Consider the following 16,298-nt stretch of genomic DNA (forward strand, 5'->3'; position numbering starts at 1 on the left):
GTCAGATGCCCAAGATGGGTGAGTCGCGAGCGGCCGGGGCGTGTCACCGTCGGATGTCGTCTCGGTCGAGTCACCTGGGGGCACCGTGCGCCGACACCGTCGCATCCACATCCGTCTGGCGGTCCTGCTGACCGTGGTCGTCGCCGCCCTGACCATGGTCACGAGCGGCGGACCACCCGCCCTGGCGCAGCCGGCCCACCAGCCGCTCATCCCGTCCGCGGTGCCGGCGACCACGCCGAACATCCTCGACGGCAGGACCCTGGCGATCGCCGAGGTCGGGCGCAAGGTGTTCGTGGGCGGCACCTTCACCGTGACGCAGAACCCCGGCACGAGCGCACCGCTGCCGACGCCGTACCTGTTCGCCTATGACCGGTTCACGGGCGTCGTCGACCCGGCCTTCGTGCCCGCCCTGGACGGCAGCGTCAACGCACTCGTGCCGTCCGCCGACGGGACGGCGCTCTACGTCGCCGGCACCTTCAAGCTGGCCGGCACGGCCAAGGTCCGCAACATCATCAAGCTCGACACGAACACCGGCGCGCTGGTCGCCGCCTTCAAGAACCCCAGCCCCAACGGCGGGATCCTCGACATCGCGCTGGTCGGGAACCGGCTGCTGCTGGCAGGCAGCTTCACGACGGTGGCCACGCTGCCCCGGGCCGGGCTGGCCTCGCTGGACGCGACGACGGGCGCGGTCGACGACTACCTGAAGGTCGCGGTCGACACCAACCACAACTGGCCCTCCGGTACGGCGAAGGCGCCGGTCGGCGTTGCCAAGCTGGCCGCCAGCCCGGACGGCTCCCGGGTGGTCGCGATCGGCAACTTCAAGCACGCCGACGGCCTGGACCGCGATCAGGTCATGCTGATCCGGCTCGGCGCCGACAACGGGTACGTCGACCCCGACTGGAAGACGTTGCGCTACACCCCGGCCTGCCAGAAGAACGCCTTCGACTCCTACATGCGTGACGTCGACTTCTCGCCCGACGGCGCCTACTTCGTGATCGCGACCAGCGGGGCCGGCTACAACGGCACGCTGTGCGACTCCGCGGCCCGCTTCGACGTCGCCGTGACCGGGCAGGCCGTCGAGCCCACCTGGCAGGCCGCGACCGGCGCGGACTCGCTGCTCTCGGTCGCCGTCGCCGACAACGCCGTCTACGTCGGCGGGCACCAGAAGTGGATGAACGCCGTCCAGAGCGGCTCCGACGAGCAGGCCGGGCAGGTGCCGCGTCCCGGCCTCGCGGCACTCGACCCGCAGAACGGCGTACCGCTCTCGTGGAACCCGGGCCGGCACCCCCGCGGCGTCGGTGCCGAGGAGCTGCTCGCGACCGACAACGGCCTCTACGTCGGCAGCGACACGCAGTACGTCGGCAACAGCCAGTACCGCCGCGAGCGGCTCGCCTTCTTCCCCGTGGAGGGCGGCACCGCACCGGTCGCCCAAGCCGATCCGGTCCTCCCCCGCAGCCTGTACCGCCTGTCCGGCACGACCGTCACGGCTCGCCAGTTCACCGGCAGCTCCGCCACCGCGCCCACGACGGTGCCCACGACGGGTGGGGGCAACTGGAGCAACGCGCGCGGCGCGTTCATGATCGGCTCGAGGCTGGTCTACGGATGGACCGACGGCAAGCTGCACCACCGCACGTTCGACGGCACGGCGTTCGGCCCCGACACCGTGATCGACCCCTACAACGACCCGCTGTGGAGCACGGTGACCACGAGCGGCGGATCGCAGACCTACCGTGGCCGCGTGCCCGGGCTGTACGGGCAGATGTCCTCGGTGACCGGCCTGGCGTACGCCGACGGGCGGCTCTACTACACCCGCCAGCTCCAGGGGAAGGTGTTCTGGCGGTGGTTCTCCCCCGAGAGCATGGTCCTCGGCGCGCAGGAGTTCACGGTCGCGTCGTCGAACCTCCCGCTGCTCCAGGACGTCCGCAACCTGGTGTACGCCGACGGGCAGCTGTGGGCCGGCATGTCGACCAACCAGCTCTGGCGGCTGCCCGTGACCGACGGCGTGGTCGGCGGGTCGTGGACCCGCGTGAGCGGCGCCGGCATCGACGTGAGCCCGCAGTGGTCCAGCGGCACCATGTTCCTCGGGCCGCTCGCCAACACGGCGCCCACCGCCTCCTTCACCAGCTCCTGCTCGGGGCAGTCCTGCGGCTTCGACGGCAGGGCGTCCGCCGACAGCGACGGCACCGTCACCTCGTACGCCTGGACCTTCGGCGACGGCGGCACCGCCACCGGCGCCCGGCCCGACCACGTGTACGCCGCTCCCGGCTCCTACGAGGTGACGCTCACCGTCACCGACGAGGACGGCGCCAGCGGTGCCAGCACCCAGACGGTCGTGATCGAGGGCGGCACGAGCCAGGTCGGGTTCCGCGACGCGACGGGCAAGGTCACCAACGCGACCAGTGTCGTGACGCCGATCCCCGCCACCGTGCAGGCCGGCGACGGGCTGGTCGCGGTGGTCTCGGCGGCGACGACCGCCGTCCCCGCCGCACCGGTCGGCTGGACCCAGGTCGGGTCTCCCGCCACCACCGACGCGCTCACCACCGTCGTGTGGCAGCGCGTCGCCGCACCGGACGACGCCGGGCGCAACGTCACGGTGAGCCTCGGCGCGACCGCGGTCAAGGCGAGCCTCGTCGTGCTGGTGTACTCCGGTACGTCGGCGAGCGGCCCGGTCGCCGCGATGGCGGGCAGCGGGGAGAGCGCCGCCACCACCGCCCACCACAGTCCGACCGTGACCACCCCGGGAGACTGGGTGGTCACGGTGTGGTCGGACCGCTCGTCCACGACCACGGCCTTCGTCGAGCCCGCCGGGTCCACGATGCGGCAGCGGCTGATCGGGGCCGGAGGCGGCCACGTCGACACCCTGGTGGCCGACACCGGCGGGCCGGTCGCGGCCGGCCAGTACGGCGACCAGGTCGCCACCACGGACGCGGCGGCGAAGGGAACCAGCGTCACGGTCGCCCTTCACTGAGGTCTCGCTGCGCTAACGTCGTTCGTTCCGTGGGTTCGAGCCCACAGAACGAACGACGCTACGGAGCTCATATGGATCTGACCTCGGCCTGGTGGTTCTGGGCGCTGCTGTCCGCGGTCTTCGCCGCGCTGACCGCGATCTTCGCCAAGGTGGGCGTGAAGGACATCGACTCCGACGTCGCGACCTTCATCCGCACCATCGTGATCCTGGTGACGCTCGGCCTGATCCTGATGACGCTCGGCAAGTTCCACTCGCCGGGCGAGATCAGCGCCCGGACCTGGCTCTTCCTCGTCCTGTCGGGACTCGCGACCGGAGCGTCGTGGATCTGCTACTTCCGCGCCCTCAAGCTCGGCGACGCCTCCCTCGTGGCGCCGGTCGACAAGCTCAGCGTCGTCCTGGTCGCGGTCTTCGGCGTGACGCTGCTGGGCGAGCGCCTGTCGGGGCTGCAGTGGGGCGGGATCGCCCTGGTCGGCGCGGGCGCGGTGCTGCTCGTCGTCAGCGGCTGACCCGTCCGCCGGACGCCGACACCCCCGGCCCTCGACGGGTCCGGGGGTGTCGCGTGGATCGCTACACGAGGAGGATCAGCGCACGGCCGAGCCCTCGGTGTAGTCGTCGTCGCTCTGAGCCCACGAGAAGTGCGAGCGCAGCGTCTTGCCGACCGCCTCGATCGGGTGCTGGGCACCCTTCTCGCGCAGCGCGACGAACTCCGGCGCGCCGGCGTCCTGGTCGGCGATGAAGCGCTCGGCGAACGCGCCGCTCTGGATGTCGGCGAGGACGGCCTGCATGTTCTCCTTGACGCGGGCGTCGATGACGCGCGGGCCGGAGACGTAGTCGCCATACTCGGCGGTGTCGGAGACCGACCAACGCTGCTTGGCGATGCCGCCCTCCCACATCAGGTCGACGATGAGCTTGAGCTCGTGGAGGACCTCGAAGTAGGCGATCTCACCCTGGTAGCCGGCCTCGGTGAGGGTCTCGTAGCCGTACTGGACCAACTGCGACACGCCACCGCAGAGGACGGACTGCTCACCGAACAGGTCGGTCTCGGTCTCCTCGGTGAAGGTGGTCTTGATGACGCCGGCGCGGGTGCCGCCGATGCCCTTGGCGTAGGACTTCGCGAGGTCCCAGGCCTTGCCCGAGGCGTCCTGCTCGACGGCGATGATGTCCGGGATGCCGCGGCCGGCGACGTACTCGCGACGCACCGTGTGGCCCGGAGCCTTCGGCGCGACGAGGATGACGTCGACACCGGCCGGGGGCTGGATGTAGCCGAAGCGGATGTTGAAGCCGTGGCCGAAGACCAGGGTGTCGCCCTCGGCGAGCGCGGGTGCGATGTCGTCGGCGTACAGGTGCCGCTGGACCTGGTCGGGGGCGAGGATGACGATGACGTCGGCCTCCTCCGCCGCCTCGCGCGGGGTGAGGACGCGCAGGCCCTCCTCCTCGGCCTTGGCGCGGCTCTTCGAGCCCTCCTTGAGGCCGACGCGCACGTCGACACCGGAGTCGCGCAGGTTCAGCGCGTGGGCGTGGCCCTGGCTGCCGTAACCGATGACGGCGACGTGCTTGCCCTGGATGAGGGACAGGTCGGCGTCGTCGTCGTAGTAGATCTCAGCCACGTCGGGCTTCTCCTTGCTGGTTGGGGCTGGTTGATGTTGCGATGTGGTTCAGGCGTTGGCGGCAGGCGGCACGGGTACGGCGACGGGCTTGCCGCGCTCCGAGATGGAGCGTGGACCGCGGCCGATGGCCACCATGCCGGACTGCACGAGCTCGCGGATCCCGAAGGGCTCCAGCACGCGCAGGAAGTCGGCGATCTTGCCGTCGTTGCCGACGATCTGCATGGTGATCGCGTCCGAGGCGACGTCGATGACCTTCGCCCGGAAGAGCTGGACGACGTCGAGGACCTCGCCGCGGTTCTCCGCGGTGGCGCCGACCTTGACCAGCACCAGCTCGCGGTGGACCGAGGAGCCGGAGTCGAGCTCCACGATCTTGAGGACCTCGACCAGCTTGTTGAGCTGCTTGGTCACCTGCTCGAGCGGCGAGGACTCCACGTTGACGACGATGGTCATCCGGGAGATCTCGTCGTGCTCGGTCGGGCCGACGGCGAGCGACTCGATGTTGAAGCCGCGACGGCTGAACAGTGCCGAGATCCGCGCCAGGACGCCGGGCTTGTCCTCGACGAGGACGGACAGGGTGTGCTTGGCCATCTCTACAGGTCATCCTCGTCGAACTGGGGCGCGAGGTCGCGCGCGTACTTGATGTCGTCGTTGCTGGTGCCGGCGGCGACCATCGGCCACACCATCGCGTCGCGGTGGACCCGGAAGTCGACGACCACCGGCACGTCGTTGATCTCCATCGCCTTCTGGATGGTCGCGTCGACGTCGTCGGGCGAGTCGCAGGCCAGGCCGACGCAGCCGTAGGCGTCGGCGAGCTTGACGAAGTCGGGGATCCGCTTGGAGTGGAGGTCGGTGTTGGAGTAGCGCGAGTTGTAGAACAGCGTCTGCCACTGACGGACCATGCCGAGCGACTCGTTGTTGATGATCGCGACCTTGATCGGGATGTTGTTGATGGCGCAGGTCGCGAGCTCCTGGTTGGTCATCTGGAAGCAGCCGTCGCCGTCGACCGACCACACCGTCTGGTCGGGCATCGCGACCTTCGCGCCCATCGCGGCCGGCACCGAGAAGCCCATGGTGCCGAGGCCGCCGGAGTTGATCCAGGTGTTGGGACGCTCGTAGCCGACGAAGTGCGCGGCCCACATCTGGTGCTGGCCGACGCCCGCGGTGTAGATCGTGTCGGGGCCGGAGAGGACGCCCAGACGCTCGAGGACGTACTGCGGCGCGAGGCCGCCGTCGGCCGGCAGATCGTAGCCGAGCGGGTACTTCTTCTTCACTCCGGCGCAGAAGGCCACCCAGCCCTCGTAGTCGCCGGTGTTGCCGGCCTCCTGCTCGGTGCGCAGGGTGGTGATCAGGTCCACCAGCACCTCGCGGACGTCGCCGACGATCGGCACGTCGGCGAACCGGTTCTTGCCGATCTCGGCGGGGTCGATGTCGGCGTGGATCACCTTGGCACCCGGCGCGAACGAGTCGAGGTTGCCGGTGACCCGGTCGTCGAAGCGGGCCCCGAGGCTGATGATGAGGTCGCTCTTCTGCAGCGCCGCGACGGCCGCGACGGTGCCGTGCATGCCGGGCATGCCGAGGTGCTGGGGGTGGCTGTCGGGGAGCGCGCCGCGCGCCATCAGCGTGGTGATGACCGGGATGCCGGTGAGCTCGGCGAGGACGAGCAGCTCCTTCGAGGCGCCCGAGCGGATCGTGCCGCCACCGACGTACAGGACGGGCTTGCGCGACTCCAGCATGAGCCGGGCGGCCTCGCGGATCTGCTTGGCGTGCGGCCGGGTGACGGGGCGGTAGCCGGGCAGGTTGAGCTCGGTCGGCCAGTGGAAGGTGGTGTCGGCCTGCAGCGCGGACTTGGTGACGTCGACCAGGACCGGGCCCGGACGGCCGGTCGAGGCGATGTGGAAGGCCTCGGCGATCTTGGCCGGGATCTCCGCCGGGTCGGTGACCAGGAAGCTGTGCTTGGTGATCGGCATCGTGATGCCGCGGATGTCGGCCTCCTGGAAGGCATCGGTGCCGATCATCGATGCGCCGACCTGGCCGGTGATCGCGACCATCGGGAGCGAGTCCATGTGCGCGTCCGCGAGCGGCGTGACCAGGTTGGTCGCGCCCGGGCCCGAGGTCGCCATGCAGACGCCGACCTTGCCCGACGCGGCGGCGTACCCCTGCGCGGCGTGGCCCGCGCCCTGCTCGTGGCGCACCAGGATGTGGCGGATGCTGCTGTCCATCAGCGGGTCGTACGCCGGGAGGATGGCGCCGCCGGGGATGCCGAAGATGTCGGTGACCCCGGCCGCCTCCAGGGACCGGACCAGGCTCTGTGCTCCGGTGATGCCCCGTGCCGTGGAATCGGCGCCCGAGCCCTGCTGCTCACTCATCCGAGTCGTTCCTTGTCTCTGCTGTGGTGGCTACGTCGTACTCAACAAAAAACCCCTCGGTTGCTGGGCAACGAGGGGTGGACGCGCTGGCGTTCGTCTGACGGAAGTCCTGGTCAGGCTCAGCTGGCGCGTCCGGAGGATACGAGAATCAGGTCAAGCATGGATTCACCGTAGCCGTCGCACGTCGTGCCGTCGAACCAGTGTCGCACTTCGTCCCAGATCGCAAGACGGCAGTCTCAGATTTCGTGCCCTCCGCGGAGCGTCGCGAGCACCTCGGGGAGACCGTCGAGAGCATGGCTCGCGGACGCCTCGACCCGGGCGACGACGACCGCCGGCGCGCCGACCGACCAGAGATGCTCGGCGAGCAGGAGCGCATCGCGGTGGTCCCCGAGCCGGCCCTGGATGTCCTTGCCGAGCCGGCCGAGCCGCGCGGCGTCGTCGGTGCCCACCGCTTCCGCCACATGGCGCAGTCGGCGCGCGGACTTGCGGACCTCGTGCGAGGCCTCGCCGTCGGCGGCGCGGTCGAGGACCCGGCCGACCTCGCGCCGCAGCACCTTCGCCACCGCCGGGTCGGCGGCCCGGTGAGCACGGGCCGTGAGCGGCACCGTCCGCGCCCACTCCCCCAGCAGGCGATCGAGCGCGACCGCGTCCGGCGTGGTGTGCCAGTCGACCAGCGCGGCGTGCGCGCCGCCGTGGGCGGCGACCAGCGGCGCCACGAGCACCGGCTCGAGGTCGAGGCGACCGACCTCCGCCAGCACCCGCCGGCAGTCCTCCGCCCGCACCTCCAGGTCGCGCCCGGCACCCAGCAGCGCGCCGTACGACGCCAGGCGATCGCGCAGCGCTCCCGCCGGCCGTCTCTCGACATAGCGGCCGAACCCGGCCAGCACGTTGCGGAGCCGCCGCACCGAGGTGCGCAGCCGGTGGACCGCGTCGGGTTCGTCGGCGAGTGCCGGCGCCCGCCCGGCGCGGATGTCGGCGAGCAGGACGCCGACGGCGCCGGTCAGCAGGTCAGCTGCCGAGGTGTCCGCCACACCGCCCAGTCTGGACCGGTGCCCCCGCAGCAAGTCAACGGAGCGCGCGGCGAAGCAGCCCGGCCGGTGGCGCGCAGCAGCGGGAGATCGGTGGACTCGGGCTCAGGGCAGCACCACCTCCCCCACCGGCCCCGGGTTGAAGGCGACCTCCCACCGGTAGCCGTCGGGATCGGCGAAGTAGCCCGAGTAGCCGCCCCAGTCGCGCTGCTCCGCCGCGTGCACCACGGACGCGCCGGCCGCCCGCGCCGCCTCGAGCACCTCGTCGACGCCCGCCGGCGTCGGCATGTTGTGGGCGATGGTCAGCGGGGCGACGCCGGGGCCGGTCATGGTCGCCCCCACCTCCGCCTCGAAGTGGCTGCGCTCCCACAGCGACAGGACCAGGAGCTGCCCCGCCTTGAACATCAGCACCTCGCCCGGCACGTCGAGCTCGGGCGTCCAGCCGAGACCGTCGCGATAGAAGCGTCGGCTGGCGTCGAGGTCGTCCACCGCGAGGGTGATGAAGCTGATCCGCTGGTCCATGGGGTCGACTCAAGCACCGGCCTCCGACAGCGACCACTGCCGCGCGCCGTGGCCTAGGTTCGTCCCGTGACGACCGGCCCCGCAGATCCCGCACCCCCCTCGCCGCCCCGGTCCCGCTTCCGCGCCGTCCCGTGGCTGGTCTCGGGTGGGCCGCGGTGGGCCCTCGCCGCGCTGGGCGCGGTCCTGATCGTCCTCGGACTGTTCCTGTTCCTCCGGCCGCTGACCGCGGTCGGCTTCCTGGGGATCTATCTCGCCGTGAGCTGTCTGCTGTCCGGCCTCGCCGAGCTCGCCGAGTGTCGCGACGGCCCGGACGACACCGACCGGATCCGGGTCGCCACCGGCGCCTGGTGGCTGCTGGCCGGTCTGGCCGGACTGGTGTGGTGGGGCCGCGACATCGACCTCTTCGCCTCGGCCGCGGGCGTGGTCCTGCTGGTCTCCGGCGTCCTCGGCCTGCTGCGGTTCGCGCGGAGCCGGACCTGGGCGCTCGCGGTGGGCGCGCTGCTCGGGCTCGCCGAGATCCTCTTCGGCGTCCTGGCACTGACCTGGCCCGACGCGACCCTCATCGTCGTCGGCGTCCTCTTCGGCGGGCGGACCGCCGTCTTCGGCCTCTCCCTCGTCGTCCGCGGGCTGCTCGGCACCCGCCCGCGCCGGCATGGTCGCCTGCGGACCGCGGGGCGGGCGGCCCTGGCGACGGTCGTGCTGGCGGCGGCCGTCGGCACGACCTGGATCAGCCACACGCTGCGCGACGGCGCACCGGTGCTCGACGGGTTCTACGACACCCCGGCGGCACTGCCCGACGAGCCGGGCATGCTGATCCGCACCGCGCCGTACGACGGCGACCTGCCTCCAGGCATGAAGGGCACCCGGATCTACTACACGACCACGAACGCGGACGGCGAGGTCGTCCCCAGCACGGGCGTCCTCGCCGTGCCCGAGGGAGTCGCCGGCCCCCTGCCCCTCGTCACGTGGGCCCACGGCACGGTCGGGATCGCTCGCGCCTGCGCGCCGTCGATCGGGCCGGACGTGCTCACCTCCGACCAGGAGCCCGGTGCCGACCGTCTCGCCGAGCTGGGCTGGGCGTTCGTGTCGAGCGACTACCCGGGGATGGGCGCGGAGGGCGCCACGCCGTACCTCATCGGCCAGGGTGAGGGCCGTTCCGTCCTCGACGCGGCCCGCGCGGCCCGCCAGGTCGACGACGTCGAGCTCGACGGGAGGACCGTGGTCTGGGGCCACTCGCAGGGCGGGCACGGCGCCCTGTGGGCGGGCCAGCTCGCGCCGTCGTACGCACCCGACCTGGATGTCGTGGGCACGGCGGCACTGTCACCCGCCAGCAACCCAAGAGCGATCGCCGACCGCGTGCTCGCGGACCCCGGTGCCCTGGGCGCGAGCCTGGGCATCGCCTTCGTCACGCAGGCCTACGCCGACTACTACGCCGATCTCACGGTGGCCGATGCCGCGCCGCGCTCGGCGTGGACGCTGATCCGCGAGGCGGCCACCCGGTGCACCGGAGAGGGTGGCACGCTCGTCACCGTCCTCACCGGGCTCTCGGTCGCCCGCGACACCCCGCTGGTCCGGCCGGGTGCTCTCGACGGCCGGTTCGGACAGCGCCTGGAGGAGAACATCCCGACCGGGCCGTGGGCCGCTCCCCTGTTCGTCGGCCAGGGAGAGAAGGACGAGGTCATCGCGTTCAGGATCAACCAGGACTATGTCGCGGACCTGTGCGCACGCGGCACCGACGTCGAGTTCCACGGCTACCCGGGTGGCACCCACATGAGCGTGCTGAAGGCGGGCTCGGCGCTCGACGACGACGTCGTCGCCTGGACCGAGGACCGCCTCGCCCGGAGGCCGTCGCGACCCAACTGCCCTACGACGCAGTGAGCTCGCCGAGGCTGCGGCGCTGACGACCCGTGTCGTCGAAGTTGGCGGGGTCCAGCCACTGCTCATGGGCCGCGCGGACGGCGGGCCATTCGGTGTCGGTCACCGAGAACCAGTCGGTGTCGCGGTTGCGCCCCTGGGTGACCATGTGGTTGCGGAACCGACCCTCCTCGACGAAGCCGAGCCGTAGGGCGGCCCGTCGCGACGGCTCGTTGCGACTGTCGCACTTCCACTCGAAGCGTCGGTAGCCGAGATCGTCGAAGGCGTGCCGCATCATGAGGTGGATCGCCTCCGTGGCGGCACGGGTGCGCTGGAGCGCGCGACCGAAGAGGACACCGCCCACCTCGACCTGGCCGTGAGCCGGCTCGATCCTCAGGTACGACGCGATGCCGGCCGCCGTGCCCGCCGCCTCCCCCTCCAGCGGGACGAGCGCGAAGGTCACCAGCGCCGGGTCGTCGACGTACGCGGCGAGGTGCATCCACAGCTCCGGCAGCGAGGCCGGGCGTGGGATCGGCCGGTAGGTCCACAGATCGGCGTCGCCGGGGCCACAGGTCGCGGCGAAGAGCTCGGCGTACCGCGCGGACGTCAACGGCTCGACGGCGACATGGCTGCCGTTGAGCAGGACCGGTTCCGGGCGGGGTCGCGGCTCCCAGCCGGGCACCGGGTCACCGACCCCCTGGCCGTGCTCGTTGGTCCCGCTCATCGCTTCCTCCGGCTCACTGGTAGGACACGAAGCGCACGCGCGGCCGGATCCGGTGGACCGCCTCCGCACCCATCCGGTTCACGTCCTCGTCGTAGAACAGCTTGAACCCCATCGCGAAGACGTCCGGGCGAGCCACGGCCCGGTAGGTGTCGAGCTTCTGGCCGCGGGTGCCGAAGCCGTCGACGTGCTGGACCAGCTGGAGGCCGTCGCGGGCCTTGATCCGCCCGATGTGGCGCACCATCGAGGTGCGGAACTGGTGGACGATGAACAGCTTCTCGGGCAGGTCGTTGGCGACGACCAGGTCGGAGAGCCAGGCGCTGGTCCGGTTGACCTCGGCTGCGCCGACGCCGCCGATCACGCGCCCGGGGACCTGGTGGCGCTTCATCCGCCACTCCGGGTCGATGGCCAGTCCGACGTGGGGTTGCTCGAGGGCCCACGACCAGCGCTGCGCCACGTCCAGGAAGTCCGAGCGACCGGTCTGAATGTCGAGGACGAGGAGCGCGCCGAGCTCGCGGGCCGCGTCGACGTACCGGCGGACCTGGGCCTTGCGGACGTCGTGGCTGAAGTCGCCGTCCTTGCCCGGATGGGCGTCGGCGATGCTGACGATCAGCTCGAAGACCGGACGCACCGGTCGTCCGGGGCGCTCGAACGGAGCAGCCGCCCGCAGCAGCCGCCGGAACGCCTTCCTCGGCTCGGTCTCGCCCAGCACGCCGAGCGCTCCGGTGCCGGGTGTGCCGTAGTAGGCCACGAGCATCCCGCGCTCCGGCAGCACACGCTCCGTCTGCCAGCGGGCGGTGCCGTCGCCGAGCACGGGGGGCGCGGGCGTCGCCTTTCCTGGTTGCTCGGCTTCCGGCTGTGCGAGTGCTGCCGGAGCGGTCAGCAGCCGCAGCACGCCGGAGTCGTCGCGTGACCCGTGGCCGGGGTCGGTGAAGGCGGCCAGGAGGAGCGCCATGGCCGCGATAACGACCGCGGCCACGCGGTGCGGAGGACTCACCAGCGCCCGCGCAGGTCGGCGTCGGCCGGAGAGCTCACGGGATCGGCCGCGTCCCGGACGAAGATCGCCGTGATCGTGCCCCCGCGCTCGTCGGCCGCATCGCGGAGGGCCCGCCAGGCGGCGAGGTTCGGGTGCTCGACCTCGGTGCATGCCGTGGCGGGCGCGAGGGTGGTGATCGCCTCGGCGAGCTGCTGGGGGCTCACGTCGAGCGTCGCCGTCGAGCCGTCGTGCTTGAGCACCGTCGCCAGGACGACGGCCGCCAGGCGGTGCTGCCCACCGGGCGCGTTGACGTGGCCGATCTCGCCGTCCAGGGCGAGTGCGAACGACGTGGGATAGGCCCAGCCGTCGATCTGCTCAGCGAGCCGCTCCCTGATCCGCCCCAGCCCGTCGAGGGTCGCCCACTCGTCCAGCGGGTCGAAGTCGTAGGCGGGCAGGCCGTCGATGCTCGTGCGGTTCTTGCGGCGCCGGTAGTCGGCGGAGCCCTCGACCCCCTTGCGTCCGAAGTACCGCGGCAGGAGATCCCGCTCGCCCACGTAGTCCATGAGCGGGACGCCGTAGCCGCACGCGTCCGAGATCCGGTCGATGTCGACCACGATCACCGCGCGGGCGCCGGGCAGGTCGTCGAACCGGCCGGCGAGCTCGGCGTACTCGTCGTCGTAGCGCGGCACCACCCGGCCGCGGCCGTGGAAGCGGATGATATTCGGCGCGCCGTCGAAGGCGCAGAACATCACGACGATGCGGCCGTTCTCACGCAGGTGGGCGATGGTCTCGCTGCCGCTGCCCGACGTGTCGACCCAGGCGAAGGTGCGGTCGTCGAGGAGCCCGAACGTGCCGGGGATGCCGCGCGGCGACACGTTGACGTGACCGTTGCCGGCGAGCGGCGCCGTCCCCACGAAGAAGACATGCTGCCGCTCGACGAAGGTGCGCAGGCGTCCCTCGACGCGCGCGTGGACCTTGCCCATGGCGCCCGACCAGCCCCGATCAGTCCGGGACGCGGCGGTAGGCGCCGTCGGAGGCCGCGGTGGCCATCGAGGCGTACGCCCGCAGCGCGGCCGAGACCGGGCGGTCGCGGTCGAGCGGCGTGTAGGGCTTGTCGCGCTTCTCCTGCAGCACCCGGCGCTCGGCGAGCGTGTGATCGTCGACGTCGAGGTGGATGCTGCGGTTGGGGATGTCGATGGAGATCGGGTCACCGTCCTCGATGAGCGCGATCAGGCCGCCACCGGCCGCCTCGGGCGAGACGTGGCCGATGGACAGGCCACTGGTGCCGCCGGAGAAGCGGCCGTCGGTGATGAGCGCGCACGTCGCGCCCAGCCCGCGGCCCTTGAGGAACGCGGTCGGGTAGAGCATCTCCTGCATCCCGGGGCCGCCCTTGGGGCCCTCGTAGCGGATGACGACCACGTGCCCCGCCTCGACCTTCTTGCCCAAGATGCCCTCGACCGCGGCGTCCTGGGACTCGAAGACGATCGCGGTGCCGTGGAAGACCAGCGCCTCCTCGGCGACGCCGGCGGTCTTGACGACACAGCCGTCGACCGCGACGTTGCCGCTGAGGATCGCCAGTCCGCCGTCGGCGGAGTAGGCGTGCTCGAAGTCACGGATGCAGCCCTCGGCCGCGTCGGTGTCGAGCTCGCCCCAGCGGTTCTCGGTCGAGAACGGCTCCGTCGTACGCACGCCGCCGGGGGCTGCCTGGAACAGCTCCAGCGCCTCGGCGGACGGGCTCTCGGCGCGGATGTCCCACGCGCCGAGCCACTCGTCGAGATCACGGGAGTGGACGGAGTGGACGTTCTCCTTGAGCGCGCCGCCGCGACGCAGCTCACCGAGCAGGGCGGGGATGCCGCCGGCCCGGTGGACGTCCTCCATGTGGAACTTGGGTGAGTTGGGCGCGACCTTGGACAGGCACGGCACCCGGCGCGAGATCGCGTCGATGTCGTGGACGTTGAAGTCGAGCTCGGCCTCGCGGGCGGCCGCCAGCAGGTGCAGCACGGTGTTGGTCGAGCCGCCCATCGCGACGTCGAGCGCGACGGCGTTCTCGAACGCCTCCCGGGTGGCGATGTTGCGCGGCAGCGCGGACTCGTCGTCCTCGTCGTAGTAGCGACGGCACAGGTCCATGACGACCCGGCCGGCCTCCTCGAAGAGCGCGCGGCGCTTGGCGTGGGTGGCCAGCGTCGAGCCGTTGCCGGGAAGGGACAGGCCGATCGCCTCGGTGAGGCAGTTCATCGAGTTGGCGGTGAACATGCCCGAGCAGGAGCCGCACGTCGGACACGCGGACCGCTCGATCACGTCGAGCTGCTCGTCGCTCACGGCGTCGTTGGCCGAGGCCGACATCGCATCGACCAGGTCCAGCTTGCTGTGCACGATGCCCTCGATGGCGACCGTCTTGCCGGCCTCCATCGGGCCACCGGAGACGAACACCACCGGGATGTTGAGCCGCAGCGCGGCCAGCAGCATGCCGGGGGTGATCTTGTCGCAGTTGGAGATGCAGACGATGGCGTCGGCGCAATGCGCCTGGACCATGTACTCCACCGCGTCCGCGATCAGCTCCCGACTGGGCAGCGAGTAGAGCATGCCGCCGTGGCCCATCGCGATGCCGTCGTCGACCGCGATCGTGTTGAACTCCTTGGCGACGCCACCGCTGGCCACGATGGTCTCCGCGACGATCTTGCCCATGTCACGCAGGTGCACGTGACCGGGGACGAACTCGGTGAACGAGTTGGCGATGGCGATGATCGGCTTGCCGAAGTCCGAGTCGGTCATGCCGGTCGCGCGCCACAGGGCACGCGCACCGGCCATGTTGCGGCCCGAGGTGGACGTCGCGGAACGGAGGGTGGGCATGGACCCAGGTTACGCCTCGGGGGTTGGGGACAGTTTCGCCGGTCGACCGGTGAAACTCACGCTTGGCCGACGAAACTTCATCGGTCAGGCGTGAGATTCGCCGGTCGACCGGCGAAACTCCCGCCAGCCCTCAGCCGCACCCTCAAGCGAGCCCAGCCACCCCGACCTTGACCGACATGACGTCGGGCAGGTCGGCCGCGACCTGCCGCCAGCTCTCGCCGTCGTCGGCGGAGGCCCACACCGAGCCGTTGCGGGCGCCGAAGTAGAGACCGGCCGGGTCGTGGGAGTCGACGCACATGGCGTCGCGCATGACCCCGACGTAGAACGCGTCGGGCAGCCCCGCGCCGTACGCCGTCCAGGACTCCCCCGCGTCGTCGGAGCGCCAGACCCGGGCGTGGGCGTCGGGCGGGTAGCGGCGGTCGCCACCGCCCAGGGGGAACACCCAGATCGTGTCGGGCCGGTGGGGATGGACCACGATCGGGAACCCGAAGTCGCTGGGCAGGCTGTCGCCGATGGAGGTCCAGGAGCCGCCCTCGTCGTCGGAGCGATAGACGCCGCCGTGGTTCTGGGCGTAGAGCCGCTCGGGCCGGGCCGGATGCCGGGTCACCTTGTGGACGCACTGACCGAACTCCGGGTAGCGCTGGTCCTCGGGGAGGAAGTCGGCGCGGATGCCCTGGTTGCGCGGCTCCCACGAGGCGCCGCCGTCGGTGGTGCGATAGACGCCGCCGGTCGAGATCGCGACCGTCAGGGACGTCGGGTCGGCGGGGTGCGGGAGCACGGTGTGGAAGGCCTGGCCGCCGAAGCCCGCGCCCCACTCGGCGCGATGGGGGTGGTTCCACAGCGCGTCCTCGAGCCGGAAGCTCGCGCCGCCGTCGGTCGAGGTGAAGACGGCGCCGGGCTCGGTGCCGGCGTGCAGCACGCCGTCGGCGGCGCCCGGGACGATCTGCCAGATCCGCTCCACCGACGCACCGGCGCCTTCGGGGAACCGGATCGCGCCGTTCGGCGTCTCCTGCCACGTCGCGCCAAGGTCGTCGGACCAGCGCAGCTGCGGTCCCAGCCAGCTCGACGAAGCGCCGGCGAAGAGCCGCGGCGTCGTCCCGCGGGTGTCGACCAGGCAGGAGTAGACCTCCTCCATGTCGTGGTGGGGCCCGGTGAACGCCCAGTCCGCCCGGTCCTCCGAACGGCCCACCCAGAGTCCCTTGCGCGTCCCGACCATGAGGATCGTCGTCATCCCAGCCTCCGCTCGTCGTCAGTCTTCTCCCTACTGTGACCCCGGCCACCGACAGAAGTCATCGCCCGGGCGAGGCGAATTCTCGAGTCCGTAGCCGGCACGGACGTCGCCGCGCCCACCGGCGGGCGAGGGGTGGGGCATGACGAGCTGCTGCATTCGACCAGGTGCCCGAGAA

13 protein-coding genes are annotated in these 16,298 nt (G+C 71.6%); 3 read left to right on the top strand and 10 right to left on the bottom strand.

What is annotated here, in order from left to right; all coding sequences use genetic code 11:
* The first annotated feature begins 85 nt into the window (after window positions 1-85).
* The gene (locus KVF89_RS30390) at window positions 86-2,968 is read left to right on the top strand and encodes a PKD domain-containing protein (protein ID WP_257424942.1); all 2,883 of its coding nucleotides are present in this window, start codon (window positions 86-88) and stop codon (window positions 2,966-2,968) included.
* Between the two features lie 71 nt (window positions 2,969-3,039).
* Window positions 3,040-3,474, top strand: coding sequence for an EamA family transporter (locus KVF89_RS08765; RefSeq protein WP_257424944.1), 435 nt, complete (start codon window positions 3,040-3,042; stop codon window positions 3,472-3,474).
* A 75-nt stretch (window positions 3,475-3,549) separates the two neighbouring features.
* Here KVF89_RS08765 and ilvC read toward each other — a convergent pair whose 3' ends face one another.
* The 5 genes from ilvC to KVF89_RS08790 all read right to left on the bottom strand — a co-directional run bounded on the left by ilvC (window position 3,550) and on the right by KVF89_RS08790 (window position 8,491).
* Entirely contained in the window at window positions 3,550-4,575 is a 1,026-nt protein-coding gene (ilvC, locus tag KVF89_RS08770; RefSeq protein WP_257424945.1) for a ketol-acid reductoisomerase, read from the bottom strand.
* 48 nt (window positions 4,576-4,623) lie between these two features.
* Entirely contained in the window at window positions 4,624-5,163 is a 540-nt protein-coding gene (gene ilvN / locus KVF89_RS08775) for an acetolactate synthase small subunit (RefSeq protein WP_257424947.1), read from the bottom strand.
* Between the two features lie 2 nt (window positions 5,164-5,165).
* Entirely contained in the window at window positions 5,166-6,941 is a 1,776-nt protein-coding gene (locus KVF89_RS08780) for an acetolactate synthase large subunit (RefSeq protein WP_257424948.1), read from the bottom strand.
* A gap of 236 nt (window positions 6,942-7,177) precedes the next feature.
* The gene (locus KVF89_RS08785; protein WP_257424949.1) at window positions 7,178-7,972 is read right to left on the bottom strand and encodes a CHAD domain-containing protein; all 795 of its coding nucleotides are present in this window, start codon (window positions 7,970-7,972) and stop codon (window positions 7,178-7,180) included.
* Between the two features lie 102 nt (window positions 7,973-8,074).
* Complete coding sequence (locus tag KVF89_RS08790; protein WP_257424950.1) at window positions 8,075-8,491, bottom strand: VOC family protein; 417 nt, start codon at window positions 8,489-8,491, stop codon at window positions 8,075-8,077.
* Between the two features lie 66 nt (window positions 8,492-8,557).
* Here KVF89_RS08790 and KVF89_RS08795 point away from each other — a divergent pair, with 66 nt between their 5' ends.
* The gene (locus tag KVF89_RS08795; protein ID WP_257424951.1) at window positions 8,558-10,369 is read left to right on the top strand and encodes a lipase family protein; all 1,812 of its coding nucleotides are present in this window, start codon (window positions 8,558-8,560) and stop codon (window positions 10,367-10,369) included.
* Here the strand turns inward: KVF89_RS08795 and KVF89_RS08800 are convergent.
* The 5 genes from KVF89_RS08800 to KVF89_RS08820 all read right to left on the bottom strand — a co-directional run bounded on the left by KVF89_RS08800 (window position 10,356) and on the right by KVF89_RS08820 (window position 16,123).
* Window positions 10,356-11,069 carry a GNAT family N-acetyltransferase gene (locus tag KVF89_RS08800; RefSeq protein WP_257424952.1) on the bottom strand — a complete coding sequence of 238 codons (714 nt, stop codon included), beginning with the start codon at window positions 11,067-11,069 and terminating at the stop codon, window positions 10,356-10,358. The two genes, KVF89_RS08795 and KVF89_RS08800, sit on opposite strands and share 14 nt — an antisense overlap.
* A 13-nt stretch (window positions 11,070-11,082) precedes the next feature.
* The gene (locus tag KVF89_RS08805; RefSeq protein WP_257424953.1) at window positions 11,083-12,021 is read right to left on the bottom strand and encodes a hypothetical protein; all 939 of its coding nucleotides are present in this window, start codon (window positions 12,019-12,021) and stop codon (window positions 11,083-11,085) included.
* A 38-nt stretch (window positions 12,022-12,059) separates the two neighbouring features.
* Window positions 12,060-13,025, bottom strand: coding sequence for a pyridoxamine 5'-phosphate oxidase family protein (locus tag KVF89_RS08810; RefSeq protein ID WP_257424954.1), 966 nt, complete (start codon window positions 13,023-13,025; stop codon window positions 12,060-12,062).
* 19 nt (window positions 13,026-13,044) lie between these two features.
* Window positions 13,045-14,892: a dihydroxy-acid dehydratase gene (gene ilvD, locus KVF89_RS08815; protein ID WP_257424955.1), complete on the bottom strand. Its 1,848-nt coding sequence runs from the start codon at window positions 14,890-14,892 to the stop codon at window positions 13,045-13,047.
* A 142-nt stretch (window positions 14,893-15,034) separates the two neighbouring features.
* A complete protein-coding gene (locus KVF89_RS08820; RefSeq protein ID WP_257424956.1) occupies window positions 15,035-16,123 on the bottom strand; it encodes a WD40/YVTN/BNR-like repeat-containing protein in 1,089 nt (362 codons plus the stop codon).
* Window positions 16,124-16,298 lie beyond the last annotated feature (175 nt).

Source organism: Nocardioides carbamazepini (genome assembly GCF_024614185.1).
Taxonomy (GTDB): Bacteria; Actinomycetota; Actinomycetes; order Propionibacteriales; family Nocardioidaceae; genus Nocardioides; species Nocardioides carbamazepini.

What these genes read in the sequence shown, in the direction of transcription:
- KVF89_RS08765 (WP_257424944.1), top strand. Translation starts at nt 3,040, where the DNA reads ATGGATCTGACCTCGGCCTGGTGGTTCTGGGCGCTGCTGTCCGCGGTC.
- ilvN (WP_257424947.1), bottom strand. Translation starts at nt 5,163, where the DNA reads ATGGCCAAGCACACCCTGTCCGTCCTCGTCGAGGACAAGCCCGGCGTC.
- KVF89_RS08780 (WP_257424948.1), bottom strand. Translation starts at nt 6,941, where the DNA reads ATGAGTGAGCAGCAGGGCTCGGGCGCCGATTCCACGGCACGGGGCATC.
- KVF89_RS08790 (WP_257424950.1), bottom strand. Translation starts at nt 8,491, where the DNA reads ATGGACCAGCGGATCAGCTTCATCACCCTCGCGGTGGACGACCTCGAC.
- KVF89_RS08800 (WP_257424952.1), bottom strand. Translation starts at nt 11,069, where the DNA reads ATGAGCGGGACCAACGAGCACGGCCAGGGGGTCGGTGACCCGGTGCCC.
- KVF89_RS08805 (WP_257424953.1), bottom strand. Translation starts at nt 12,021, where the DNA reads ATGGCGCTCCTCCTGGCCGCCTTCACCGACCCCGGCCACGGGTCACGC.
- KVF89_RS08810 (WP_257424954.1), bottom strand. Translation starts at nt 13,025, where the DNA reads ATGGGCAAGGTCCACGCGCGCGTCGAGGGACGCCTGCGCACCTTCGTC.
- ilvD (WP_257424955.1), bottom strand. Translation starts at nt 14,892, where the DNA reads ATGCCCACCCTCCGTTCCGCGACGTCCACCTCGGGCCGCAACATGGCC.
- KVF89_RS08820 (WP_257424956.1), bottom strand. Translation starts at nt 16,123, where the DNA reads ATGACGACGATCCTCATGGTCGGGACGCGCAAGGGACTCTGGGTGGGC.